Annotated in this window: 21 protein-coding genes; 18 read left to right on the top strand and 3 right to left on the bottom strand. The window is 46.5% G+C overall.

The window, feature by feature from the left end; genetic code table 11:
- Entirely contained in the window at window positions 1–726 is a 726-nt protein-coding gene (locus NBZ79_RS19465; RefSeq protein WP_251934332.1) for a HugZ family pyridoxamine 5'-phosphate oxidase, read from the bottom strand.
- A 184-nt stretch (window positions 727–910) separates the two neighbouring features.
- On the opposite strand from NBZ79_RS19465, the gene NBZ79_RS19460 reads away from it, so the two are divergent.
- The 15 genes from NBZ79_RS19460 (at window position 911) to NBZ79_RS19390 (ending at window position 19,115) form a co-directional block, all read left to right on the top strand.
- Window positions 911–1,609, top strand: coding sequence for a response regulator transcription factor (locus tag NBZ79_RS19460; RefSeq protein ID WP_251934327.1), 699 nt, complete (start codon window positions 911–913; stop codon window positions 1,607–1,609).
- A gap of 23 nt (window positions 1,610–1,632) precedes the next feature.
- Complete coding sequence (locus tag NBZ79_RS19455; RefSeq protein WP_251934326.1) at window positions 1,633–3,300, top strand: stimulus-sensing domain-containing protein; 1,668 nt, start codon at window positions 1,633–1,635, stop codon at window positions 3,298–3,300.
- A gap of 39 nt (window positions 3,301–3,339) precedes the next feature.
- Window positions 3,340–3,771, top strand: coding sequence for an HPr kinase/phosphorylase (locus NBZ79_RS19450; RefSeq protein WP_251934325.1), 432 nt, complete (start codon window positions 3,340–3,342; stop codon window positions 3,769–3,771).
- Window positions 3,764–4,657 (top strand): RNase adapter RapZ, encoded by an 894-nt coding sequence (gene rapZ / locus NBZ79_RS19445; RefSeq protein ID WP_251934324.1) that lies wholly within the window; start codon window positions 3,764–3,766, stop codon window positions 4,655–4,657. Before NBZ79_RS19450 ends, rapZ begins: the two co-directional genes overlap by 8 nt.
- Window positions 4,658–4,699: 42 nt before the next feature.
- Window positions 4,700–5,104, top strand: a complete 405-nt coding sequence (locus tag NBZ79_RS19440) for a PTS sugar transporter subunit IIA (protein WP_420854552.1) — start codon at window positions 4,700–4,702, stop codon at window positions 5,102–5,104.
- A 45-nt stretch (window positions 5,105–5,149) separates the two neighbouring features.
- On the top strand, window positions 5,150–5,413 hold the full coding sequence (locus NBZ79_RS19435; RefSeq protein ID WP_251934322.1) for an HPr family phosphocarrier protein: 264 nt from the start codon (window positions 5,150–5,152) through the stop codon (window positions 5,411–5,413).
- Between the two features lie 151 nt (window positions 5,414–5,564).
- Complete coding sequence (gene ahcY, locus NBZ79_RS19430) at window positions 5,565–6,860, top strand: adenosylhomocysteinase (RefSeq protein ID WP_251934321.1); 1,296 nt, start codon at window positions 5,565–5,567, stop codon at window positions 6,858–6,860.
- Window positions 6,861–7,015: 155 nt separating this feature from the next.
- Window positions 7,016–9,112 carry a sensor histidine kinase gene (locus NBZ79_RS19425; RefSeq protein ID WP_251934320.1) on the top strand — a complete coding sequence of 699 codons (2,097 nt, stop codon included), beginning with the start codon at window positions 7,016–7,018 and terminating at the stop codon, window positions 9,110–9,112.
- 6 nt (window positions 9,113–9,118) lie between these two features.
- Window positions 9,119–9,619: a tRNA (adenosine(37)-N6)-threonylcarbamoyltransferase complex ATPase subunit type 1 TsaE gene (gene tsaE / locus NBZ79_RS19420; protein ID WP_251934319.1), complete on the top strand. Its 501-nt coding sequence runs from the start codon at window positions 9,119–9,121 to the stop codon at window positions 9,617–9,619.
- Entirely contained in the window at window positions 9,612–10,577 is a 966-nt protein-coding gene (locus NBZ79_RS19415; RefSeq protein WP_251934318.1) for an aminoglycoside phosphotransferase family protein, read from the top strand. The genes tsaE and NBZ79_RS19415 overlap by 8 nt, the downstream gene beginning before the upstream one ends.
- Window positions 10,574–11,299 (top strand): nucleotidyltransferase family protein, encoded by a 726-nt coding sequence (locus NBZ79_RS19410; protein ID WP_251934317.1) that lies wholly within the window; start codon window positions 10,574–10,576, stop codon window positions 11,297–11,299. Before NBZ79_RS19415 ends, NBZ79_RS19410 begins: the two co-directional genes overlap by 4 nt.
- 2 nt (window positions 11,300–11,301) lie before the next feature.
- Window positions 11,302–14,292: a double-strand break repair protein AddB gene (addB, locus tag NBZ79_RS19405; RefSeq protein WP_251934316.1), complete on the top strand. Its 2,991-nt coding sequence runs from the start codon at window positions 11,302–11,304 to the stop codon at window positions 14,290–14,292.
- Window positions 14,289–17,684 carry a double-strand break repair helicase AddA gene (gene addA, locus NBZ79_RS19400; protein WP_251934315.1) on the top strand — a complete coding sequence of 1,132 codons (3,396 nt, stop codon included), beginning with the start codon at window positions 14,289–14,291 and terminating at the stop codon, window positions 17,682–17,684. Before addB ends, addA begins: the two co-directional genes overlap by 4 nt.
- Before the next feature lie 110 nt (window positions 17,685–17,794).
- A complete protein-coding gene (gene trxA / locus NBZ79_RS19395) occupies window positions 17,795–18,115 on the top strand; it encodes a thioredoxin TrxA (RefSeq protein WP_251934314.1) in 321 nt (106 codons plus the stop codon).
- A 115-nt stretch (window positions 18,116–18,230) separates the two neighbouring features.
- The gene (locus NBZ79_RS19390; protein WP_251934313.1) at window positions 18,231–19,115 is read left to right on the top strand and encodes an alpha/beta fold hydrolase; all 885 of its coding nucleotides are present in this window, start codon (window positions 18,231–18,233) and stop codon (window positions 19,113–19,115) included.
- A gap of 3 nt (window positions 19,116–19,118) precedes the next feature.
- On the opposite strand, the gene NBZ79_RS19385 is transcribed toward NBZ79_RS19390, so the two are convergent.
- Window positions 19,119–20,612, bottom strand: a complete 1,494-nt coding sequence (locus NBZ79_RS19385; protein WP_251934312.1) for an AMP nucleosidase — start codon at window positions 20,610–20,612, stop codon at window positions 19,119–19,121.
- Between the two features lie 129 nt (window positions 20,613–20,741).
- Here NBZ79_RS19385 and NBZ79_RS19380 point away from each other — a divergent pair, with 129 nt between their 5' ends.
- Both NBZ79_RS19380 and NBZ79_RS19375 read left to right on the top strand, forming a co-directional pair.
- The gene (locus NBZ79_RS19380; RefSeq protein ID WP_251934311.1) at window positions 20,742–21,725 is read left to right on the top strand and encodes a tRNA dihydrouridine synthase; all 984 of its coding nucleotides are present in this window, start codon (window positions 20,742–20,744) and stop codon (window positions 21,723–21,725) included.
- A 17-nt stretch (window positions 21,726–21,742) separates the two neighbouring features.
- Window positions 21,743–22,333: a hypothetical protein gene (locus NBZ79_RS19375; RefSeq protein ID WP_251934310.1), complete on the top strand. Its 591-nt coding sequence runs from the start codon at window positions 21,743–21,745 to the stop codon at window positions 22,331–22,333.
- A 9-nt stretch (window positions 22,334–22,342) separates the two neighbouring features.
- On the opposite strand, the gene NBZ79_RS19745 is transcribed toward NBZ79_RS19375, so the two are convergent.
- The gene (locus tag NBZ79_RS19745; RefSeq protein ID WP_420854551.1) at window positions 22,343–22,711 is read right to left on the bottom strand and encodes a VanZ family protein; all 369 of its coding nucleotides are present in this window, start codon (window positions 22,709–22,711) and stop codon (window positions 22,343–22,345) included.
- A 151-nt stretch (window positions 22,712–22,862) separates the two neighbouring features.
- Between NBZ79_RS19745 and NBZ79_RS19370 the strand changes: the two genes are divergently transcribed.
- Entirely contained in the window at window positions 22,863–24,317 is a 1,455-nt protein-coding gene (locus tag NBZ79_RS19370; protein ID WP_251934309.1) for an undecaprenyl-phosphate glucose phosphotransferase, read from the top strand.
- Window positions 24,318–24,589 lie beyond the last annotated feature (272 nt).

The following is a 24,589-nucleotide window of genomic DNA, read 5'->3' as shown; positions in this document are numbered from 1 at the left end:
CTAGTTTCTTGCGTTTTTAACCATACGGACAAATTCCTGACGAACTTCATTTGCATTCGAAACGCTATTTTCAAATAGAATCCGCTGATAACGCCATTCTGAAAGTAGGTCAAACCCTTCAGGATCAAGTCCAACGATTTTCCACTCCTGTAACCCTTTAATCTGGCCATGATTGCCTGCGAGTGTTTGAATGGCACTGACATGGTCCGTATTCATATGATCAAGAATATCAGTTTCGCTTTCCTCGATGTTCAAAAAATGGGGAGGCACTATTACTTTAATGCCGTCAATCCAATGTATTTCCCCAAATCCGCTGATCAGGTGTACTCGCTCAATGATAAGTCTATACAACTGAAAATCGGCGAAGCCGGCAAACCTCTCTGCACTTGGATATCGGCGAAGGTAGCGACGCATAAGTTGATCGTCATGTGTCGCAGCAAGGCGCCCCTGAAAGGTGGCCCTGGGTTGGGTAAGAGGGTCAATATTATCCAATGGCTCATTGATCAGAATAGATACCTGCGGTGAGTGCGCGATATTGTGACTATGTACTGCAAGGTCAGAAAGTAATAGCAGAGGGCAACCCGCTGGATCTGTAGCAACCATAACCAGCGAGCAATAAGCGTTTTGCCCCTCCACCATGTTTGTACCCAACGAGGCGGTCGTTGCGGACCTGAGCAAAGACCGCGCGGTGAGAGAGTGCATGGGGGTCGAATCTTTTTGTTCCATCTTATCTTTTTGCGGCAAATAGGGGTGAAATGAAAGAATTTATCAATTTATTGACCTGAAATACCGGATAACGGGCCGGATTGACCTTTGGGACATGATCTCGCCTTATTTAGACGAAATGTAGGATGGTAATTATCGAAAGCAAACCATACAATAGGGTGAAATTATGAAAATGGGGTGTGACATGGCGACGAAAGTGGCCTTGGTAGATGACGACCAAAATATTCTGACGACAGTCTCAATTTTACTGGAATCAGAAGGATTTACGGTTGATAAATATTCCGATGGCGAAGCTGCCCTTGAAGGATTGGCGGATAATCCGCCCGACTTGGCAGTTCTAGATATCAAGATGCCACGCATGGACGGTATGGAACTTTTAAACCGGCTGCGACGGGTGTCTAACCTTCCCGTTATATTCCTGACATCTAAAGATGATGAAATTGATGAGTTTCTGGGTCTGAAAATGGGTGCGGATGATTATGTTCGCAAACCCTTTTCACAACGGCTTCTCGTTGAACGCATTAGAACTGTACTGCGGCGCCATAATTCCAATAAAGGTGAAGGTGAAGCCGCCGAAGAAGAAATACTCGTTCGTGGAAAACTGCGTCTGGATAGCGTTCGGCATGCCTGTTTTTGGGATGGGCGCGAAGTTACGCTAACCGTGACAGAATTTATGCTGTTACATGCGTTGGCTTTGCGGCCCGGTCATGTGAAAAGCCGTGACCAGTTGATGGATGCTGCCTACGACGATAATATTTACGTTGATGACCGTACTATTGATAGCCATATCAAGAGGCTTCGTAAGAAAATCAAAGCAACTGATTCAGAGTTTTCCGCTATCGAAACCCTTTATGGTGTCGGCTATCGGTTCAAGGAAAAATAGCCTCAGGGTAACTGCATAATCTCATGACAGCACGGCCGAAGCCTTATTTGGGAAAATCCGTTTCCGGTAAAAAAGCTGACAAGCGAGGAGAGGTCATTAAACGCGGACCTTTTTCCTCGCTTGGGCGCCGGATAATGGCGATCAATCTTTTCTCCGTTATTTTCCTGGCGGGTAGTCTGCTTTATTTGGATCAGTTTCAAAGCGGGCTCATTGAGGCAAAATTTCAATCGTTAACAACGAACGGTAGGATGATCGCGGGTGCTTTAGGTGAAGCAGCCCTTCAGGAAGTCTCTCTAGATGGGCAAATTCAGTATCTGACTCTCGACTCACTCCCAATCAAGAGAGTTCTTCGCCGGCTTTCAATTGTTACAAATACGCCCGCTTTATTATTTGATCGGGATGGTAAGTTGATCGCGGACAGTCGCCGACTAATTTCGGCGGGACGGAACATCGTATATGACGAATTGCCACCGCCGGAGGTTAAAAGCCCAGTCCGGCTCTTTTTCGAAGAGTTGTATGATACCTGGGAAAAGTTTTTCCCGCCCAATTATGACTTTCCGCTTTATCCGACAACGCCTATCCCGACAAGTAAGGATTTTGAGGAAATTGGAACTGCGATTAACGGAGAAACCGATAGCATGACCCGACAGACCCGTGATGGGGAATTGGTGTTATCCGTTTCTGTTCCTGTTCAAGGTTTTAAGCATATTCTGGGGGGCTTGCTCCTAACCGAAAATAGTGGCGCTATCAATGACGCGGTTCGATCGGCTCAGGTGACCACCTTGATTGTGTTTTCCGTAACATTGGTAATCACTCTCTTACTGTCACTTTTTCTTGCGCGTACAATAGCGGCACCAATCCATATTCTGGCAGAGGCAGCGGATAAAGTACGTCGTGGCATTGGTCGTCGCGTGGTTGTTCCTGACTTTTCTAATAGAAAAGATGAAATTGGCGACCTTTCGGCTTCATTTAGGGCAATGACAACGGCACTCTATGACCGAATGGATGCTATTGAAGCATTTGCGGCTGACGTTGCACATGAGCTTAAAAACCCTTTGACCTCTCTTGGCACTGCAGTTCAGGCATTTGAGCAAATTAAGGATGATGAAAAACGGGAAAAGCTTCGTGCTGTTATAGCAAGTGATGTGAAACGGTTGGACCGCTTGATAACGGATATTTCCGCGGCAAGCCGATTGGATGCGGAGCTGTCCCGAACGGAAGGCGAAGCCGTTGATATGAAGGTATTGGTTGAGGGGGTTGTTGATATTTACCAGACAACACAGATGTTCTCGACTATTACGTTTGATGTTGTTGTCCCGGAAGAGGAAGCCGTTGTGAACGGGTTACCTGGTCGGATAAGTCAAGTTCTCCGAAACTTGGTTGATAACGCGGTCTCTTTTTCACCTGAAAAGGGCCATGTCCGTGTAGTCCTTATGAATTTTAACGATCACGTTGAAGTGAGAGTCGAAGATGAAGGCCCCGGTATACCAGAAAACAAACTTGAAGATATTTTCAATCGATTTTACACGGAGCGCCCAAAGTCAGAGGATTTCGGTCGGCATTCCGGTTTAGGCCTCAGTATTTCCAGATTAATTGTTGATGCACATGGCGGTAATATTACAGCGCAAAATTCGAAAAACGAACAGGAAGAAATCCAGGGCGCCATTTTTATTGTAAAGTTGCCAAAATAGCCCGTTGCCTCTCACGCCCCCAGAGTCCACACTCGCCCTATGATCAAAGTTCATGGAACATCTGTAGATATTGAAGGCAAAGGGGTGTTGCTCCGTGGGTTGCCAGGTTCTGGAAAATCGGACTTGGCGCTGAGGCTGATTGAAGGCGGTGCGAATTTGATTTCTGACGATTACACAGAAATTCATGTGTTCGAGAAATCTGCCCTTTTAGGAGCGCCGCCGACAATACAGGGGAAGATAGAAGTCCGTGGCATAGGTTTGGTTGAGATGCCTTTTGTTGACAACATACCATTGCAACTTATCTTTGATCTTGTTCCTTATGAACAGATTGAGCGCATGCCAGCGGATGAGTTTTATACAATAGAAAATCTCGAAATACCCGTTCGATATATCGATCCCTTCATGGCGTCGGCAGCAGCGAAAGTTCGGATAGCGATCGGACTGGAATACTTGAAAACAGGGTATGAATAAATTGGAAGTTACAGAAGTGTCAAAAAACAAGATTGTTCTCATCTCGGGAATGTCAGGTGCGGGTAAAAGTTCTACACTTCGTCAATTTGAAGATATGGGTTGGGAAATTGCGGACAATGTTCCATTACCGCTTTTGCTGTCTATGGTGGACCAATTTGGAAAAGCCGGAGACTTAAACTTGGCGCTGGGGGTTGATTTTCGAACGCATGGCTTTTCTACAAAAGAGCTGCTCGATCAGATATCTGAGCTGCGCAATAGAAAGCAACTCGTGTCGCTTTTGTATTTAGATTGCGATGACGCTATTTTGCAGCAGCGATTTACAGAAACCAGACGGCGCCATCCGCTTGCGGCTGACCGGCCGGTTGCGGACGGAATTAGACAAGAAAAATTTCAACTTTCGGAGCTTAAGGCTGCTGCAGATCTGAGAGTTGACACTACGAATCTCTCACTGCCGGAATTGAAGCGTATTTTAAAAGGGCATTTTGGGCTGCAAAAAAAATCAGGACTTTCAGTCTCTATCATGTCTTTCTCTTATAAATTCGGTCTTCCCCGTGAAGCAGATTTGGTTTTCGATGTTCGTTTTCTCAGCAATCCTTTTTATACTCCAGAGCTTCGCCTAAAATCCGGCAGGGATCCCGAAGTCGTTGAATTCATTGAAAATGACACAGTTTTTGATGGTTTTCTGAAGCAGACTACCGATTTGTTATCGTTATTGCTACCGCGGTATGCTGAAGAAGGAAAATTCTATCTTACGATAGCCATTGGGTGTACAGGAGGGCGGCATCGGTCTGTATGTGTCGCAGAAAAAATTCATGGCCTAGTGGAAAAAAACGGTTACGTTGCTAATCTGGTTCATCGGGATTTGAAAAAAATGAGCGGAGAGTAATATGAGGATTGGCAAAGTGTTTCAGAAGAAGGCGGTTAATATATGATAGGCATGGTGCTTGTAACACACGGCCGACTGGCGGAGGAATTTGTCGCCGCAACGGAACATGTGGTTGGTCCGCAACCGCAGGTTCGCGCTATTTCCATAGGTCCGGACGATGACATGGAGCTGCGGCGGCAGGATATCTTGACGGCGGTCAAAGAAGTGGAAACGGGAGCGGGTGTCATATTGCTTACGGACATGTTTGGTGGAACGCCGTCAAATCTTGCGATTTCCGTCATGGAGAAAGCAAATGTTGAGGTTATCGCCGGTATAAATCTTCCAATGCTTATCAAGCTGGCTAGTTTGCGTGGGGAAGACGACATGGAGCATGCGGTTGCCGCCGCCCAGGAGTCTGGCAGAAAGTATATTAACGTTGCGTCTCACCTTTTGGCGGACAAATCCTGATTAAATGATGATAAGTAGCTTCTGTTTAACTGTGTATCTCAAACAATGAAACGTGAACTGATTATCACGAATGAACGCGGCCTGCATGCACGTGCTGCTGCAAAATTCGTCAAATGTGTTGAAAGTTATGATGCCGAAGTTGTTGTAACCAATGGCGATAGTCAGGTATCCGGGGGCTCCATTATGGGCTTGATGATGTTGGCAGCCTGTACCGGCACGATAATTGGAATAGAAGCATCTGGTGCAGAATCGGAAGAAGCACTGAACGCACTCACCTCACTTGTTGACGGGAAGTTCGGCGAAAAATAGTTCTCACGAAAAAGCGCCATAAAGATATAAAGATTTCTTTATATTATTGTTGATAATCAAAGCGGAGCTTGATATACAGGCTGCAACTGCGGCAAGCTATGTCCTTTCCTGGCTCCCGTTTATGTATTACTTTGTTTGAAAGACTAATCACATGACAAATTTTGAAGACTATAAAGTTGCGGACATGTCGCTGGCCGATTGGGGCCGTAAGGAAATTGCGATCGCAGAAACTGAAATGCCTGGTTTGATGGCGTTACGTGAGGAGTTTGGCGATAGTAAGCCGCTTAAAGGAGCACGTATCGCGGGCTGTTTGCATATGACTATTCAAACTGCCGTTTTGATTGAGACCCTTACAGCGCTTGGAGCAGAAGTTCGCTGGTCCTCTTGCAATATTTTTTCTACGCAAGATCAGGCTGCCGCGGCGATTGCAGCTACAGAAGTGCCGGTTTTTGCCTGGAAAGGTGAAACTGAAGAAGAAGCATTATGGTGTATCATTCAAACAATTGAGGGCCCTGACGGTTGGCGCCCCAATCTTATCCTTGATGATGGTGGCGATTTAACGCAAGTCATGCATGATGATTATCCGGAGTTAATGGATGATGTACTCGGGCTATCAGAAGAGACAACAACTGGTGTGCACCGGCTTTATGAAATGGCAAAAGCCGGAACCCTGAAGGTACCTGCCATCAACGTGAATGACTCCGTAACAAAGTCGAAGTTTGACAATCTTTATGGCTGCCGTGAAAGCCTCGTGGACGGTATCAAACGGGCGACAGACGTGATGATTGCCGGCAAAATCGCAGTTGTTTGCGGGTACGGCGATGTTGGCAAGGGTTCATCTGCTTCTCTGCGGAGCCAAGGCGCACGGGTTCTTGTAACAGAGATAGATCCAATTTGCGCATTGCAAGCCGCAATGGAAGGATATGAAGTTGTTACAATGGAAGACGCTGTTGCCACGGCGGACATTTTCGTGACAACAACTGGAAACGTCGATGTAATTACGCTGGACCATATGCGGGAAATGAAAGATCGGGCCATCGTTTGCAATATTGGTCATTTTGATTCGGAAATCCAAATTGGCGCGCTACGCAATTACGCTTGGCATAATGTGAAGCCACAGGTTGATGAAATCGAATTTCCTGACGGAAAACGCCTGATCGTATTGGCAGAAGGCCGCCTCGTAAATCTTGGCTGCGCAACCGGCCATCCGAGTTTCGTCATGAGCGCATCTTTCACGAACCAAGTTCTGGCGCAAATTGAATTGTGGGAGCGTCACGATTCTTACAATAAGGAAGTATATGTCCTGCCTAAACATCTGGATGAAAAAGTCGCAACCTTACATTTGGATAAACTTGGCGCCAAATTGACAAAACTTACGGACCAGCAAGCTGATTACATCAGCGTTCCGCAAGCTGGACCCTTCAAACCGGATCATTATCGCTACTAAATTTACACTAGTTTGATAGAAAAGGCTGGCGGGACTATCCCTCCGGCCTTTTTTTTCATATTCTTTAGTGCAGGGTGAGATATGAAGGGGTGACACCACGAGGATCTCCACCATAATGGTAGAATCTATGAGGGGATTGCCAAAACCTGGCGAAGATGGCGGATCAATTTTCCACAACAGAACTAACGATAATCTGGTTGGCAGCTTTGTGCCTGGCCGGCCTCGTGATGGCATTGATTGTCATGCGGAAGAAGGCGCTTGCGCTCCTAAATCAGACGGATGCCTATGTTGACCGTATTGAAGAAATGGAGAACATGATTGAAAAAAGCGAGGAAGAACAGACCAAGCTCACCGACGAGATAATGGGCGTGAAATCTTCTCTTGCAACGGCGAAATCTGAGCGGGATGATTTTATTGACCTCCTGAATGCTGTTCCCTTCCCTATTTGGCGGCGCGATCAAGAATCCAGAATTATCTGGCGTAATAAAAAATATGAAGAAATAGTTGGTGTCGACCAAACGGCATCAGATATTCCGGAGCTTGCTTCCAACCGCGAGCCCGATCAGGCGCGAAAACTGGCGACGAAGGCGCGTGTTACCAGTATTGCGCAAAATGAGACCAGAAGATATGTCGTAGGCGGAGATCGGTTAAGTTTCAATGTAACGGAAACGCCGTTGGAATTTGACAATCAACTGGTCGGTGTTGCCCAAGATATTTCCAAGGAGGTCGAATTAAGAGCGGAACTTACTCGCCATATTGCCGGGCATGCCGATGTGCTTGAAAATATCGCAACAGCAATTGCTATTTACGGGCCAGATCAGCGCTTAGAGTTTTTCAATCAAACATACGCGAAATTGTGGCGCATGAGTGATGAATTCTTATTCGAAAAACCGACGATCAGTGAGATCTTGGACAAACAAAGAGAGTTACGCAGACTGCCGGAACAAGCAGATTTCACTTCATATAAAGCGAAACGTAAATCACTGTTCACGAATGTTATTTCGATGCAGGAAGAGCTGGTTCAACTGCCTGATGAAACAATTCTCAGAATGGTCATAACGCCTCATCCTTTTGGCGGGCTATTGTTCTTGATGGAAGATGTCACGGATAAGGTGGTATTGGAGCGCGCTCGGAATACACAGATTGCTGTCCAGCGGGCGACATTGGATAACCTGTATGAAGGCGTTGCCGTTTTTGGATCAGATGCGCGATTGAAGTTGTATAACGCCGCTTACGCTGAAATTTGGGGCGTTGAGGATAGTTTTTTGCAAGAGGATCTCCATATTGCCCAAATCATAGATCACCATCTTCAGAAAAATGGGACTGTATGGACAGATGAGTTGCGTGAAAAATATATAGCGAATGTTACATTGCGGGATACGGCCAGCGGCCGGCTTGAACAACCAGATGGTTCTATCATAGATTTTAACCGCGTTCCCTTACCTGATGGGAATGTTTTATTTACTTATATTGACGTAACACATGAACTTCGTGCGCAGCGGGCGTTAACAGAAAAGAATGAAGCCCTGGAAGCTGCTGATAAAATGAAAACGGAATTTGTTGCAAGTGTCAGTCACGAACTTCGAACGCCGTTGAATACAATCATCGGATTTGCAGAAATATTGGTAAAAGAGTTTTTCGGCCCCTTGAATGAAAAACAAGCGGAATATGGCCAGGGAATTGTGAATAGCTCAAACCACTTGCTGCTATTGATAAACGATATTCTGGATATGGCAAATATTCAGGCGGGCCAGATAGAGCTGGAAAAACATCCTGTGGACTTAAGTGCGATATTGGCAAATGTTGTCACCATGGTCCATGAACGGGCGAAGAAACGGGATCTCGCGGTTGAGACAATTATAAGCGAAGATCTCGGTATGGTTGATGTGGACGAAAGGCGGATCAAGCAGGTCGTCTTCAACCTGTTTAGTAATGCCATTAAATTTACGCCCAAAAACGGGGAAATAAAGCTAATTGCTGAGAAAACGGCGGAAGAATATGTCTTAACGGTAAGTGATACCGGCAAGGGAATAGCGAAAGAACTGCAAGGCCAGATTTTTGATCGGTTTTCAAAAGGCGATACGACGCGGCAAAATGCTGGCGCGGGGTTGGGCTTGGCTTTGGTTAAAAGCTTTGTGGAAATGCATGGTGGCCATGTCGAGTTAATATCCGAGGAAAATGTTGGAACCTCTGTCTCTTGCTATCTTCCTGTTTCCGTGGCGACGCCATCACAGCATAAACAGGTCTCTTGATACATAATGCCTGAACAGCCTGTGATTTTGGAAAAGCATTTGCAATCTCAATCAGAGACAATAGCTTTTGCGCATCACTTTTCGTCCATCTTGAAAACCGGTGATGTCGTGACACTGTCTGGCACTTTAGGTGCGGGTAAGACAGCATTTATACGCGCCGTATTGCAGTCTCTAATCGATCCTGCACTGGAAGTTCCGAGTCCCACATTTAATTTACTTTTGACATATGATATTCCGGCCCAAAACACGACGGTTTATCACTATGATTTCTATCGCGTGGAAACGCCCGATGAAGTTCTGGAACTGGATGTTGACGAAGCATTTGATAACGGAATTTGCCTCATTGAATGGGCAGACCGCATGGGTCCCTATTTACCAGATGATTTTTTGGATATTGCAATTAATCCAGATACGGCGCGTGGAGCCGAGTATCGAACTCTTGTACTGAGCGGGAATATGTCCTGGCAGACCCGATTGTCTTCTGTGAAAGCAGCCTTCGGTGCGTGAAATTCTTCTGAACCAGTTTCTTCAAAGAAATAATTTATCACATTTTCAAAGGATAAATTTAGCGGGCGACGCCTCAACCAGGCGGTATGAGCGTCTCACAGATCAGGAAAAGACATTTATTCTTATGGATGCGCCGCCGCCTGAAACGATCTCACAGTTTATGGGCGTCGCAAAAATACTGAGCGATCGGGGCTATAGCCCGCCGAAAATTTATGCAACAGATGTTGAAAATGGATTTTTGCTGTTGGAAGACCTGGGGGATGGTTTATTTGCTCGGTTAATAGAAACGGGCGAGGATGAGGAAGGTCTTTACAAACTTGCGGTCGATTTATTACTGACACTGAGGTGCGCGCCTTCTCCTTCGGAACTGCCGAAGTTCACCGATGACTATATCCTCAGTCAGAACCAGATGTTTCTCGATTGGTATGTGCCAGACAATTTTGAAAGCCTGATAACCGAAAGCGGCCGCTCTGACTATGAGGAAATTTGGCGTTCGCTCCTGAAAAAAATCCCGATTGGTCCTGAAGTTATACTCTTGCGGGATTTTCACGCCGAAAACCTGCTTTTGTTAAAAGGCAGGAAAGGGGTGAAAGCCTTGGGGTTGCTCGATTTTCAAGACGCGCTTGTTGGGCCGGCAGCATATGATCTTGTGTCCTTATTGCAAGATGCCCGGCGTGACGTAGCCCCTGATGTGGTTGCCAAGATGATCACTTACTATATCGAGGAAACAGGGCTTGATGAGAGAGATTTTCGAGCGTCCTACGCCATTTTAGGGGCGCACCGCGCTCTTAGAATCTTAGGAATATTTACACGCCTTGCCAAGAAAGAAGGGAAACAACGCTATTTGAGACTGGTACCGAGAATGTTGCATCATCTACATACTAATCTTGAACATCCTGAGCTGCAGGGCCTCAAACTATTCCTGGATCAGTTAAAAGGGAAGAAAAAGGACCCATGACCGTTAAAAAGAACTCTGATAGCCATGCCATGATATTAGCTGCTGGCAAAGGAACAAGACTTCGACCCCGCACGGAGACAACTCCAAAACCACTTGTAAAAGTCGCCGGTAAAGCACTGATCGATTACAGTTTTGACTTACTGCGAAAGGCAGATATTCAAGAAGTTGTGGTCAACAAGCATCATTTAGGCGACCAAATAGATGAACATGTTCGCAGGAAACAAGGTTTCAATATTCACGTATCCGACGAGACAAGCAAACTTCTGGAAACCGGGGGTGGTGTTCGCAAAGCATTGCCAATGCTTGGGCCGTCGCCTTTTTTCGTTTTGAATTCTGACGTAATTGTTCTCGATCATGGTCCTAGTTCTCTTCGCAAGATGCAAGAATTCTGGAACCCTGAAAAAATGGACGCGCTGTTACTTTTGCACCCGATTGAGACAGCTGTCGGGTATGAAGGGCAGGGAGATTTCTTTTTGGGCGATACAGGTCAACTCACGCGCCGCTCTCCTGGCCAATCTGCCCCTTTTATGTTTAGCGGGGTTCAATTACTTAACCCTGCGCTTTTCGAAGATGTTGATGAGGGCGTTTTCTCCTTGAATGTCCTCTATGACAAAGCTGCTGCCACCGGCCGTTTATTTGGCTTGCGCCATGATGGACAATGGCTGCATGTTGGCACTGAAGACGCGTTACTGGTCGCAACGGAGAAAATTAACGGAACGTGATAATGGGCCGCCCTCGCATACCTCAAGTTCTAAACATTCCTCCTGAATTTTCCTTTGTGGATGTTCTTGCCAAGGAGCTATTGCGACGCCATGGCGCCACACCAGGTGAATTGAGTACGGTCACAATATTAACAACAACCCGGCGTGCAGCTCGGGCCCTCCAGCAGTCGTTTTTACGGGAAACAGAGGGGCGACCGCTTATGCTGCCCGCAATGCGCCCGATTGGAGATGTTGACGAGGATGAATTGCTTCTGGAAGCAGATTTTAACTTCGAGGACATCGGAGAAAAAATCCTTGGGTTACCGCCTGCAATTGAACCTCTCAGGCGACAGTTGCTGCTTAGCCGGCTTATTGATGCGCGGGCGGATGGAAACACGACAATTGGTCAGTCTGTTGGTTTGGCGCGCGAGCTAGCGCGATTGCTGGATCAGGTTCAAACTGAAGGCCTTGACCTGAAGAGTCTGGTAGACCTTGTTCCTGAGGAGTATGCTGCTCATTGGCAAATTACCCTCGAGTTTCTGGAAATTATCAGTAGCGCCTGGCCAGAATTACTAAAAGAAGAAGGGTGTATTGACCCCGCCCTTCGCCGAGACCTTCTGCTTCACGAACAATCGGAATATTGGACCAAATTTCCCCCCAATGGTCCTGTTTATGCAGTTGGGTCTACGGGTTCCATTCCAGCAACAGCCAGTTTGTTGAAAACAGTCTCGATGCTGCCGAAGGGTTGTGTTGTCCTTCCAGGACTTGACCGTCATCTGGATCAAGCCAGTTGGGAACTGGTGAAAGAGGATCCTACTCACGCCCAGTACGGATTAGCAAACTTACTTAGTCGTTTGAAGTTGGATCGAGATGATGTCGCTGATTTACAAGACGAGGCAGCGCGGTCCGTTATAACGGCACGAGCGCGGTTTCTCAGTGAAGCATTGCGCCCGGCGGCATCAACAGAATTGTGGCAAAAAGCCCGTCCTCCGATCGCTGAATCATTGAGCAATATTCGTAAATTCGATTGTCTGGACCCGCAAGCGGAAGCGCAAGCAATATCGTTGCTTCTGCGGGAAACTTTGGAAACACCGGCGAAAACAGCTGTGCTCATTACACCGGACCGTGACCTTTCCCGGCGTGTTTGCGCAGAGTTGTTGCGCTGGGGTGTCGAAGTTGATGATAGCGCCGGAACCAGTCTTGATCAGTCACCCCCGGGGGTTTTCCTGAGATTGGTGGCGCGCATGATCGCCGACAAAGCGGCTCCCATTTCGTTTCTAGCAGCGATGAAACACCCGCTTGCAACTTTTCAAGAAACGCCTGAAAAATTCCGCCGACATGTCCGCGAGCTGGAAATGGGCGTTTTACGGGGCCCCGCTCCTGATACAGGTTTAGACGGCATTGCCAGAGCGCTCAAGAATGTGAGCGGGGAGGGAAAGAGTTCGTTTTCCAAAGAAATATTCCATTGGTTCGATGGCCTTTTGGTGGCCGGAGAAGAAATATTTCAGTTGTCTCGGCGAAAAGAGGTCGACTTCGCTGACTTTCTGAAAGTTTATTTTCGCTTTGCCGAGAAACTTTCAACGCCGGCTGAATCAGACAATTCCTTACTCTGGGAGGGCACTTTCGGAGATGCAGCTGCTAATTTTACGTCTGAGTTATTGCGGGCGGCGCCTGTAATGGGCAGCGTTTCACCAGCAGCATGGCCGGAACTACTCGACAATCTGATGACCGGCCGAATGGTCCGCAGGAAATTCGGACAACATCCCAGATTACAGATTTGGGGACCGTTGGAGGGGCGGCTACAGCGGGCAGATCTTATTGTTTTAGGAGGATTGAATGAAGGGGTATGGCCACCTGAAACCGGTAGCGACCCCTGGATGAGTCGGCCCATGCGAAAGGATTTTAAGCTTCCGCTGCCGGAGCGACGAATAGGGTTGTCTGCTCACGATTTTCAACAGGCTTTCTGCGGAAAAGAAGTTGTTTTGACAAGAGCGGAGAAAATAGATGGGACACCAACCGTTCCTTCACGGTGGCTATTGCGGATTGAAACTTTATTGAAGAAATTTGAGTTAAAGCTGGGCGGTGCAGATGATATCGGTGTTTTGGCGTGGCAGCGTCTTCTAGATCAACCGGATGCCTATGAACCATGCTTTGCACCTAGACCGACCCCACCAGTTACCGCACGGCCCCGCCGCTTATCCGTAACCCGGATTGAAAAATGGATAAAAGATCCCTACTCGATCTTTGCCGATGCTATTTTGAAAGTTCGGCCATTGGCGGATATTGCTGAAGACCCGGGTGCTGCCGACAGAGGGAATTTTATTCACGCGGCACTTGAGAAATTTGTTCGATCATATCCAGATGCAATGCCGCTGGACGCGGAAGCGAAGTTACTTGAAATCGGACGAGAGACTTTCGGTGATGTTCTGTCTTATCCGGCGGTTTGGGCTTTTTGGTGGCCTCGGTTTGAGAAAATTGCCCACTGGTTCGTTGAATTTGAAACGGTGCGTCGTCTGAATTATCGAACGTTGAAAGTTGAGGTTAAGGGCGAGATTAAAATTCCGGCGCCCTATGCAGATTTTATTTTAAGCGGGACTGCGGACCGTATTGATCGGCATAAGGATGGCACGATTTCAGTATTGGATTACAAAACAGGATCCATTCCCTCCATAAAGGAAGTTGAAACTGGCGTTGCGCCGCAATTGGCACTGGAAGCTGCGATGATTGCCCGCCATGGGTTTTCAGGCATAGACATTGACCCAGTTACGGAGCTGGCCTTTGTCAAGGTAACTGGCGGGGATCCGCCCGGATCTCTGCGATCAGCAGGCAAGGATATGTCCGTTGATGAATTGGCGAATGCCGCTTATGAAGGATTGCAAAGGTTAATTATTCTCTTTGATAAACAGGCAACGCCCTATTTATGTCGTCCGCGGCCGGATCTGTATGGTCGTTATAATGACTACGAACATCTTGCAAGAATAAAGGAATGGTCGAGTGGAGAGTCTTCGGAATGACACTCGCCACGATGATAGACGAAGGTATTTCACGCCAGAAACTGGCCGCAGACCCACAGCGATCAGTTTGGGTATCTGCTTCCGCTGGATCGGGGAAAACACGGGTTCTGGTAGAGCGGTGCCTTAGATTAATGTTGAACGGCACTCAGCCAGAGAAAATTCTTTGTATAACCTTTACGAAAGCGGCCGCCGCTGAAATGGCAAACCGTTTGAACAGCACTCTTGGCGATTGGTCCGTTGTTTCTGACCAGGAGCTGGAAAAAGAACTGATGGGTTTGATAGGACATCCTGCTTCCCGTACAGAGCAGTTGAGAGCTCGACAATTATTTGCCCGTGTCCTCGATGCACCGGGTGGGCTGAAGATCCAGACAATTCATTCCTTTTGTGAATCTATTCTGGGGCGGTTTCCATTGGAAGCGAACCTGTCTCCAAATTTCGAAGTGATGGACGAGCGGACAGCCGACGAGATAATGCAAACGGCCCGTGATGGGCTACTTCTGCTAAGCAAAAGCTCTGACTCTGCAGATCTGTCAAATGCATTGCAGCTGGTAAGCGAAAAGATCAATGAAAGTAGCTTTTCAGATCTCGTTCGAAGTCTGAGCGGAAATCGCAGCCGACTAAAACATCTTTTGAGAGAGTATTCAGATGTAAATGGAATCGTTGACACAATGTCGAGACGCCTAGGTGTTGCGCTTTCGGAAACGGAAGAAAATGTAGTCCGCAGGGCGACGGAAGAAGAGGCTTTTGACGGGTCCGGGTTGAGACAGGCATGTGAGGTGCTACTTGCCGGGACGAACTCTGAGGTAAAGCGAGCAGGTATAATGTCGGCTTGGTTGGCACAGCCTGCGGAAAGAGAGAAGCTTTTTTCGGAATATAGATCAATTTTCCTGACAAAAGACGGCAGCATCAAAGCTGCGAAAAACCTGGCGACAAAAAAATCCATCGACCGCCAACCCGATATATTGGAGATCATGATTTGTGAAGCTGAGCGATTGCAAATTGTTATGGAAAATCAAAAAAAGGTCCGAGTGCTGACTTATTCTGTCGCCCTTCTGCGTCTCGGGCTGGCTCTTCTGGATATTTACGAGGCTGAAAAAACCCGGCGAGGGAAGCTGGATTATGATGATTTGATACTCAAAACTCGAGACCTGCTTTCAGGCGAAAATGTGACCCCCTGGGTAATGTTCAAGCTTGATGGTGGTATTGAACATATTCTTGTTGATGAAGCTCAGGATACAAGTCCAGATCAGTGGCAGGTTATTGGCGCATTGGCGGAAGAGTTCTTTCACGGTTTGGGGGCAGCACAATCAGATCGGACTGTATTCGTCGTTGGAGACGAGAAACAATCCATCTATTCTTTTCAAGGCGCAGATCCGGCGGTGTTTGATATCATGCGCCGCAGCTTTGAACAGAAGGCGCATGACTCCGGCAAACCCTGGAAAAAAGTCCCGCTTGATTTATCCTTTCGATCAACGGACGCTGTTCTGGATTTAGTCGATACTGTGTTTGAAGATGCGGAAACACGGCTTGGCTTGACGTCGTCTGGCGATGAGATCAATCATCTTGTCAAGCGAGCGGGAGACGCAGGCCTGGTTGAAATCTGGCCAACAGTCAAGCATCCGGATCAAGATGTCACCAATCCTTGGGATATACCGGTAGCCCAGGGCCTTGATACGAAGCCAGAGGCGCAGCTTGCAAAAAACATTGCGCAACAAATTCGGCTCTGGCTGGATGAAAAAGAGATATTGAGCGCTCATGGACGTCCCATAGCACCAAAGGATATCATGATCCTCGTGCAAAAAAGGAATGCATTTTTCAGCCATATTGTGCGCGCGTTGAAGCTGCAGAATATTCCCGTTGCGGGTACCGACCGTATGGTATTGACCGAGCAAATAGCGGTCATGGATCTGATGGCGTTGGCGAAATTTGTTTTGCTGCCAGAAGATGATCTTAATCTGGCGATAATTCTCAAAAGTCCGTTTGTCGGGTGCGACGACAACCAACTTTTCGAACTGGCTTTTGGCCGGAAGGGAAGCCTTTGGCGGGCACTTCGAGATAATAGATCGGGCCTGAAGGTATTTGATGAGGCATGTATTTTTTTAAGAAGCATTCTGGCGCAGGCAGATTATGTACCTGTTTATGAATTTTTTGCCGATATTCTTGGCAAAGGCGGCGGTCGACGAAAACTGCTGGCACGGTTAGGGGATGAGGCAGCGGATCCTATCGAAGAATTTTTGTCTCTTGCCCTGAATTATCAAAGAACAGAAGCGACGTCATTACAGGCATTCCTGCATTGGGTTGAGGCGGGCGCAGCGGATGTCAAAAGGGATATGGAGCAAGGTCGGGATGAGGTCAGAATTCTAACTGTTCATGGCTCCAAAGGATTGCAATCACCCATAATATTTTTGCCGGATACCTGTCAGTCTTCTGGCGCCATGACACCGATAATTTGGACTGATGATAAGTATTCTCTACCACTTTGGCCGGCAAAAACGGAGAATGATGACCCGCTTTCGGCGGCCTCAAGGGCGACTGCCAAGGAACGCCAGCAAAATGAAAAGAAGCGGCTACTCTATGTGGCCTTAACCCGTGCGGAAGATCGGCTTTACATTTGCGGCTGGGAAGGAAAAAAACGAAGATCACCGGATTGCTGGTATGAGATGGTCGATCGGGCATTTGAGGAGGGAGTGGAGGAAATTTTATTGCCTTGGGGCGATGTCGCCCGTCGACGTAGCTCAGGGGCGCCCGCATCCGTCGCAGCTTCACAAAAGCAAAAGGCAGACATTGCTATCAAATCTCCGCCCTGGGTTGCACGCCCTGCGCAGGACGAACCCATGTTGCCGCATCCGCTGACCCCGTCCCGAGAGGAAGATGAACCTCCAATTAGATCACCGCTTGGAGCTGATAACGGACGGCGGTTCCATCGCGGACTTGTAATCCACCGGTTATTGGAAAGCCTTCCAGCCGTTACACCAAAATTACGGGAGCAGACTGCAAGAAACTGGCTTTCGCGTCCTGTTCATGGCCTGAATAAAAATTCGCAAGAAGAGATTTTGCGGGAAACTCTGGCGGTGATCAATGACTTGAGCTTTGGGCCAATATTCGGTGAAGGGAGCAGGGCAGAGGTACCCGTCACCGGTGTTTTTGGTGATCAAGTCATGTCAGGGCAGATCGATCGCTTGTTAATTACTGAAAAAGAGATACTTATCGTTGATTATAAAACAAACCGGCCTTCGCCGCGATCAATTGACGATGTTCCAAAAATGTATTTACGCCAAATGAGTATTTATCACCAAGCAATGTCACAAATGTATCCCGGAAAACCTATAAAATTAGCGCTGTTATGGACGGATGGGCCGCATTTAATGATGCTTCCTCATTCACTTCTGTGATCGAGGTCTCTTGACGAGACCAATTACAATACGTAATTATAAACATCAGAATGGTGTTCTGCCGGGGCGCAGATCAACCTAACGCAAGTTTTACCGGAAATGAGGAAATTATGACCACTACGACAGTCACCGACAGCTCCTTTGATGAAGATGTCTTGAATAGCTCCGGCTTAGTCCTTGTTGATTTCTGGGCCGAATGGTGTGGACCTTGTAAGACAATCGCCCCATCTCTTGACGAGATTTCCAATGAAATGGAAGGCGCTCTTACAGTTGCAAAAATTAACATTGACCAGAATCCGAATACGCCGACTAAATATGGTGTACGTGGTATTCCTACTTTGATGTTATTTAAAGATGGCGAAATTGCCGGAACCAAAGTTGGCGCATCACCTAAAGGCCAGATAGAAGAATGGATCAAGTCTGCGGGTTAGTTGACAGAGAAAATTCGCGCGAATTGCAATTTTGCGGGCCAATTGGTCCGCTTTTTTGTGCGCAGAATAGGCCGGTTTACGAAGCTGAAATGTTATTTAGAGGTGGAACGGGATCATGTCGAAGGTAAAAAGCAATGGATTGGTTTTGGAATATGAAACATTCGGGACGCCATCAGACCCTGCCATAATTCTTGTTGCGGGTCTCGGGTTTCAACTGATCGACTGGCCTTTGACTTTTTGCAAACGGCTGGCTGAAAACGGGTTTTTCGTTCTTCGTTTTGACAATAGAGATATAGGCCTTTCCCAGAAACTTGAGGAAATGCCTGTTCCGGATCTAGTGGCCCTGGGGGAAAATATAAAAGAGGGTACTGCCCTGGATCTTCCCTATATTCTAACGGATATGATGGAGGATGTTGTGGGCATACTGGATGCTCTTTCGATTGACACTGTTCATTTGATCGGCATGTCCATGGGCGGCATGATTGCCCAATTAGTGGCAATTCATTATCCGGAACGCCTTAACTCACTGACATCGATTATGTCGAGTAGTGGCTCTTCAGCCTTGCCGCCTCCGAGTGCAGCAGCAACTACAGTCTTGATGTCGGCACCTGCTAGTGAGGATCTTTCAGATGTCGTTGCCTTTGGGCTCAATGTCAATGATGTGATTGGAAGCCCTGGATACCGGTGGAACCGGGAGGAATTGACAGATCATATTCGAGCCTGTGTGGAAAGATGTTATTACCCCGCTGGATATGTCCGCCAATATGCGGCTGTATTTGGATCGCCCTCCCGGGCGAGCTTATTGCCCAGTATAACAACCCCAACGTTAGTAATCCATGGGACGGAAGATCCTTTGGTCCTGTCGGAAGCTGGAAAAGAAACGGCGCGTTTAATTCCTGATGCCCAGCTGGAGTTGGTTGAAGGTATGGGGCATGATCTTTCGCCGGCGCTATGTGAACATTTGGCCGACTTGATCTTGCCCCATATTAAAGCTAGCTAACAATTATCTGAAGGCCGGTTCGTCGAAGCTCCTCAACTTTCTGGAATGCAAGCTTTCTACGCCGCCAATCCGAAGATGTCGTAATGTGTCAATACCAATCTGAAGATGTTTTGCGGTTCTGTCTTCGTAGAATTTATTGGCCATTCCCGGAAGTTTAATTTCTCCGTGAATTGGTTTGTCAGACACGCATAGCAAGGTTCCGTATGGAACCCGAAATCGAAATCCATTCGCAGCGATTGTTGCGGACTCCATATCAACAGCGATTGCGCGAGACTGGTTAAATCGGATCGCAAGTTCTTTGTGCCGAAGCTCCCAATCCCTGTCATCAGTCGTATAAACGGTACCTGTTCGAAAATGTTCCTTCAACCCGGCCCCGTCTATTGCTGGATCCGCTGCGCGGGCAACCGCTTCGGTAAGCGCCACCTGTATTTCGGCAATTGCCGGAAGGGGCACAGAAGGGTGGATATCTTCATCCAAGACGTGATCTTCGCGGACATATGCATGGGCGAGGACGAAATCACCGAGACGTTGTGTTCGTCTCAATCCGCCGCAGTGACCAATCATCAACCAGCAATGCGGCCGCAGGACAGCTATGTGATCTGTGATTGTTTTTGCATTCGACGGCCCAACTCCAATATTTACCAGAGTAATGCCCATATGTTTGTCCCGGATAAGATGATAGGCAGGCATCTGAGGTAAATGATTGGGTGCCTTTCCGGTTGGCGGGCTGTCGGTTAAAGCGGTATTGGGGGTTATCACGTTTCCTGGCTCGACAAAGGCTCGATATTCGTCACCATTTGAAATCTGACTCTTTCCGTACTCTATAAATTCATCCACATATCTTTGATAGTTGGTAAACAGAACAAATCTCTGAAAATGATCTGGTGCCGTCCCTGTATAATGTGCAAGCCTGAGCAGGGAGTAATCTACTCTTTCTGCTGTAAAGAGGGACAGCGGTCTGGGTTTGTCTTCAACGGGAACATAGGTCCCGTTCGCGATGCTATCATTTATATTTGCAAGCTCGGGCATGGAGAAAATAGTTTGCAACGCCTGCATATCATCTGCAGAAACACCGGAAGACGCCGCTTCGATGACAAATGGTAGCGGCATTGGCCGCGCGCCGACCCCAACAAAAACAGGCCGTTTGTGATTTTCCAGTATTAGATTTATTTGTTCCTTGTAATAACTTTCGAACAAATCTGGTTGCGTCAAAGTTGTGCCGAAAGTTCCCGCTGCATCTATATTTCCGTACGCGCGTTTTCCGCTTAAATTGATATCGCCTGTTTCGATGGTCAACCCGAGATAAGGATAAAATGCCGGCGAGGCTGTAGAGGATTTGTCACCTGCCTCAAAGGCGGCAAAACGGGATTTTACCTTTTTTATATTTTCGTCGTAAATTCTTTTAATGTGGGCTACGGCTTCTTCGGCGTCAGTAAACTCCTGTAAATTTGTAGCATTTCCGTGATTATTGCCTGTTGCAGACAGAAACTCACTCATATAATACTTCCTTTAACTGCGAACCGCCCCTATGACAGTTCCTTCTTTTATAATCATTTTGTATAAGCACTATTCTAGCATCGAAATATGTCAGAACAATAAATTTGCACGGTTAAAGGAAAAACAAGGGTGACGACGGTAACACTTGCCCCAATGGAAGGCGTTGTTGATGTTTATATGCGGGAGCTCCTGACGGGCATCGGCGGCTTTGATCTTTGTGTGTCGGAATTTGTTCGTGTAAGCCAGCATTTGTTTCCTGCTGCGGTTTTTTATCGTAATTGCCCGGAATTATTAACCGGAGGCAAGACATCTTCAGGCGTACCCGTTCACGTCCAAATAATGGGCGGTGAACCCTCTGTTATGGCAGAAAACGCTGCTTACGTTGCAGAATTGGGTGCACCGGGAATAGATATAAATTTTGGCTGTCCGGCGAAAACCGTAAATCGCCATGATGCTGGGGCCACCCTATTGCAATGGCCCGACCGATTAAACGAAATAGTCTCGGCGGTTCGCCGCGCCGTACCAGCAAGCATTCCGGTTAGTGCCAAAATGCGACTGGGGTTTTCGGAAAAATCTTTGGCGCTCGAAAATGCCCTGGCGATCGAATGTGCAGGTGCGTCGAAGCTGACTGTCCATGCGCGCACAAAACTTGAGGGATATCGGGCACCCGCCCATTGGGAATATTTGCAACCATTGGCAGAGAAGCTAGAAATTCCAGTAGTGGCAAACGGAGAAATATGGACGAAGGATGACTATTCACAATGTTTGGCACTAAGTGGATGCGCGCATGTGATGGTTGGGCGTGGTGTAATAGCACGGCCTAGCCTTGGTCTTGAAATATCAACTGAGGGGGAACAATTTTTTCAGTTGGGCTTATTCGACTGGCCAAAAATTCTAAATCTGATTATTGACTACTATAATTTGACGAAATCCATGGAAAATGAAAATCGACAAATGGGCCGATTAAAGCAATGGATTAAGCTGTTGGGCCGAACTTATGGACAATCATCAGTGCTTTTCGATCAAATCAGGCGATTTGAGGATCCTATGAAAATTGTTCAGGAAGTTCGAAAAGAATTATACCGGTCAATGGGGGACCAGTTAGCCTCATAGAAAATCTTGTTATTTAAATGGGCTCTTCTTTGATAGCTTCACATGACTTAGAGGGAATTTTGAATATGAGAATGACGGCGCTCAAAAAGATTTGCCATCCTAAAAATGTAATCAACAATGCTTTCCTCTTTGGATTGTCACTTCTACTTATGAGTTGTGTGGCCCCTCCTCCGCAGACAGAAACGAGCGGAATATTGCATCTCGCGTTATTGGAAAACACTGGGTATAGGCTGGGAAATGAAGATATTAATGACGGACAGCCAGAGACGACATCCTGTGCTGCTGAAAGTAGATATGGAGATTCAAAAACGGGTGCTATCTCTCGGTATGTCTGTGTTGTTCGCGGAAATACTTCACAAAGGGTGACTTACCGAATCAATTTTACGGCGCCGGATATGGGTCATAGGATTTGGAAAATTGATGCAACATTCCCCAAGATGAAAGTGGCGGATCTAGCAATCATTGAGGAATTTGAGAATAAATACGGAGCACCCCATAAAGTTGAGAACCCTCTGACACTTTCCTGGCAACTTGAAACGGCGAGCTTGTCAGTACGTGAAGACAAGTTTGGTGTGCATGTTCAATTATGGGACAGAGGTTTGAGGTAGGGTTTATATTTAAAGTGAATTGAACGATGGAAAGCGCTTTAGAACAATTTTTACCAAGAAAATAGCCATAAGGATTCCGAACAAATTTGCAATCATATCGGCCGTTTCGAAGCTGCGCCCAGTAAGGGGTTGCAGAAATTCTATCCCTATACCTACTAGCAGCGTCATGAAGCTGAGTAAGTAACGCTTGTTCCACGAGTTTGCAGCAAGACAGGCGATAACTGACAAAATGAAATAACATGATAGATGCAGGATTTTATCATATACTAGAAAACCAAGATCTGGAGAGTGATTGACCGGCGTTAGAGAGAAATAGGTAACAACACCGATGCCGATGATCCATACGTAAAAGAAAAGTTTCGGGTAATTTAGTTTCATCTCAATAAATTGCTTTCAATCAACAAGTTAGTGTTTATAAATTTTTAACAGTATTTAATATATATATGTACAGCACCGTAAAAGCATGTTGTTCATTATTTTAGACAGACGATAGTCATAATATTTACTGCAATTTCAAGGGTAACTAACGTTGAATAAGTTTACTGACGAGACGTCTATACCAGGCCAGACAAAAATTGGAGGCGGATATCCTTTGTCGTCTAATGTCTTGTCGTCAATTTTCAGTTTTTTGGATTCTCTTTGGATAATTCTCGCGGGCTATTTATCTTATACCTTTGTCGTTGGCGGGAGTCTTTTGTTACATGATGGATATCTATTTGCGATTTGCTTTATCTGGCTGATTTTTTTCTTTTTGGGGCGTTATGCAGGTATTTACTCCTTTTCCACAATTCTGGCCCCCTTATTGAATATCCCGAAGCTGGCGATTGCCTGCCTGACATCTTTCATGTTGTTACTCGCAGTTGCCTTTTCGCTAAAGGTCTCGGAAGATTTTTCACGAATATGGATGTATAGTTTTGGGCTGACTACATTTGGTCTTGTGATGACTTCCCGCGTAGTCGGTTATTTTGTAATTTCGTACTTGGCAGGTAAGGGTATCTGTACGCGAAATGTCGTAATTATTGGCAGCGGCATGCAAACGGAACGTTTACTCGCAGAGCTGGCAACAGAAAAACCCGCTATTAATCAAGTTGTCGGTATTTTTGATGATCGTATTGGCCGTGTTGGGCCGACCGTCGGAGGGCATTTGCTTCTTGGAAATATTGATGCGCTTGTGAATTTTGTCCGCAATAATCACGTTGATGATATTATTGTCGCTCTTCCCTGGAATGCAGATGAGCGGCAAATAGAAATTGTTGGCCGATTGCGGGAACTCCCTGCGCACGTCCACTTGCTTTCCGATCTGGTTGGTTTTCGTTTTCCCTACCAACCTTCTCCTAACCACTTTGGTGGTGTACCGATGATTGAAGTTGTCGATTCACCGCTTTCCGGCTTTAAAGTTGTCGTTAAGGCTATGGAAGACAGGATACTCGGTTTATTACTTGTACTGGCTTTCGCGCCAATCCTGCTATGTGTCGCGATCGCTATTCGCTTGGATAGTAAGGGCCCGGTAATTTTCAAACAGAAACGCTATGGTTACAATAATAAAATATTCGAAATTTATAAATTTCGGTCAATGCGTCCGACGACACAGGACACAAGCGTGACGCTTCAGGCAACCAAAGATGACGACCGAATAACCCGTGTTGGAAAATTTATTCGAAAAACAAGCTTGGATGAACTGCCTCAGCTTTTTAACGTTGTCATTGGTAATATGTCACTTGTTGGTCCACGTCCTCACGCCATTGATCATAACGAAGAATATTCAGAGCTCATTGACGGATATTTTGCACGACATAAAGTTAAACCCGGTATCACAGGCTGGGCTCAAGTTAAAGGGTTTCGCGGTGAGACTGACACATTGGAAAAAATGGAAGCCAGAGTTAACTACGATACCTATTATGTTGAAAACTGGTCGCTATTTTTTGATTTACAGATACTTGCAATGACCGCTTTTGTCGGCTTCGTCAATAAAAACGCTTATTGACGTTTAACCCCTGGAGATACTTGAAATCGAATAAACCCGATTTAGTGTAGATACAGATTTCACTCTCTCTTTTTTTTGTTTTGCCGTATATTGGACATCGCTCTAACGTAAACTACAAAATTGGAAATCGAAAAATTTTGCGCAACATTGTGCTTTTTTATAGGAATACCAACTAATAATTAACTCTTTAAGTTTAAAGATTACTCTCAATAATCGTAAACAAAACGAATTGTGAAAATCTCGATTCAAACAGTATTAAATAAGCCATTACC

This window comes from Sneathiella marina, from assembly GCF_023746535.1.
GTDB lineage: Bacteria > Pseudomonadota > Alphaproteobacteria > Sneathiellales > Sneathiellaceae > Sneathiella > Sneathiella marina.
This window is presented reverse-complemented; position numbering and strand designations above follow the sequence as displayed.

What these genes read in the sequence shown, in the direction of transcription:
- NBZ79_RS19465 (WP_251934332.1), bottom strand. Translation starts at nt 726, where the DNA reads ATGGAACAAAAAGATTCGACCCCCATGCACTCTCTCACCGCGCGGTCT.
- NBZ79_RS19460 (WP_251934327.1), top strand. Translation starts at nt 911, where the DNA reads ATGGCGACGAAAGTGGCCTTGGTAGATGACGACCAAAATATTCTGACG.
- NBZ79_RS19455 (WP_251934326.1), top strand. Translation starts at nt 1,633, where the DNA reads ATGACAGCACGGCCGAAGCCTTATTTGGGAAAATCCGTTTCCGGTAAA.
- NBZ79_RS19450 (WP_251934325.1), top strand. Translation starts at nt 3,340, where the DNA reads ATGATCAAAGTTCATGGAACATCTGTAGATATTGAAGGCAAAGGGGTG.
- rapZ (WP_251934324.1), top strand. Translation starts at nt 3,764, where the DNA reads ATGAATAAATTGGAAGTTACAGAAGTGTCAAAAAACAAGATTGTTCTC.
- NBZ79_RS19440 (WP_420854552.1), top strand. Translation starts at nt 4,700, where the DNA reads ATGATAGGCATGGTGCTTGTAACACACGGCCGACTGGCGGAGGAATTT.
- NBZ79_RS19435 (WP_251934322.1), top strand. Translation starts at nt 5,150, where the DNA reads ATGAAACGTGAACTGATTATCACGAATGAACGCGGCCTGCATGCACGT.
- ahcY (WP_251934321.1), top strand. Translation starts at nt 5,565, where the DNA reads ATGACAAATTTTGAAGACTATAAAGTTGCGGACATGTCGCTGGCCGAT.
- NBZ79_RS19425 (WP_251934320.1), top strand. Translation starts at nt 7,016, where the DNA reads ATGGCGGATCAATTTTCCACAACAGAACTAACGATAATCTGGTTGGCA.
- tsaE (WP_251934319.1), top strand. Translation starts at nt 9,119, where the DNA reads ATGCCTGAACAGCCTGTGATTTTGGAAAAGCATTTGCAATCTCAATCA.
- NBZ79_RS19410 (WP_251934317.1), top strand. Translation starts at nt 10,574, where the DNA reads ATGACCGTTAAAAAGAACTCTGATAGCCATGCCATGATATTAGCTGCT.
- addB (WP_251934316.1), top strand. Translation starts at nt 11,302, where the DNA reads ATGGGCCGCCCTCGCATACCTCAAGTTCTAAACATTCCTCCTGAATTT.
- addA (WP_251934315.1), top strand. Translation starts at nt 14,289, where the DNA reads ATGACACTCGCCACGATGATAGACGAAGGTATTTCACGCCAGAAACTG.
- trxA (WP_251934314.1), top strand. Translation starts at nt 17,795, where the DNA reads ATGACCACTACGACAGTCACCGACAGCTCCTTTGATGAAGATGTCTTG.
- NBZ79_RS19390 (WP_251934313.1), top strand. Translation starts at nt 18,231, where the DNA reads ATGTCGAAGGTAAAAAGCAATGGATTGGTTTTGGAATATGAAACATTC.
- NBZ79_RS19385 (WP_251934312.1), bottom strand. Translation starts at nt 20,612, where the DNA reads ATGAGTGAGTTTCTGTCTGCAACAGGCAATAATCACGGAAATGCTACA.
- NBZ79_RS19375 (WP_251934310.1), top strand. Translation starts at nt 21,743, where the DNA reads ATGGGCTCTTCTTTGATAGCTTCACATGACTTAGAGGGAATTTTGAAT.
- NBZ79_RS19745 (WP_420854551.1), bottom strand. Translation starts at nt 22,711, where the DNA reads ATGAAACTAAATTACCCGAAACTTTTCTTTTACGTATGGATCATCGGC.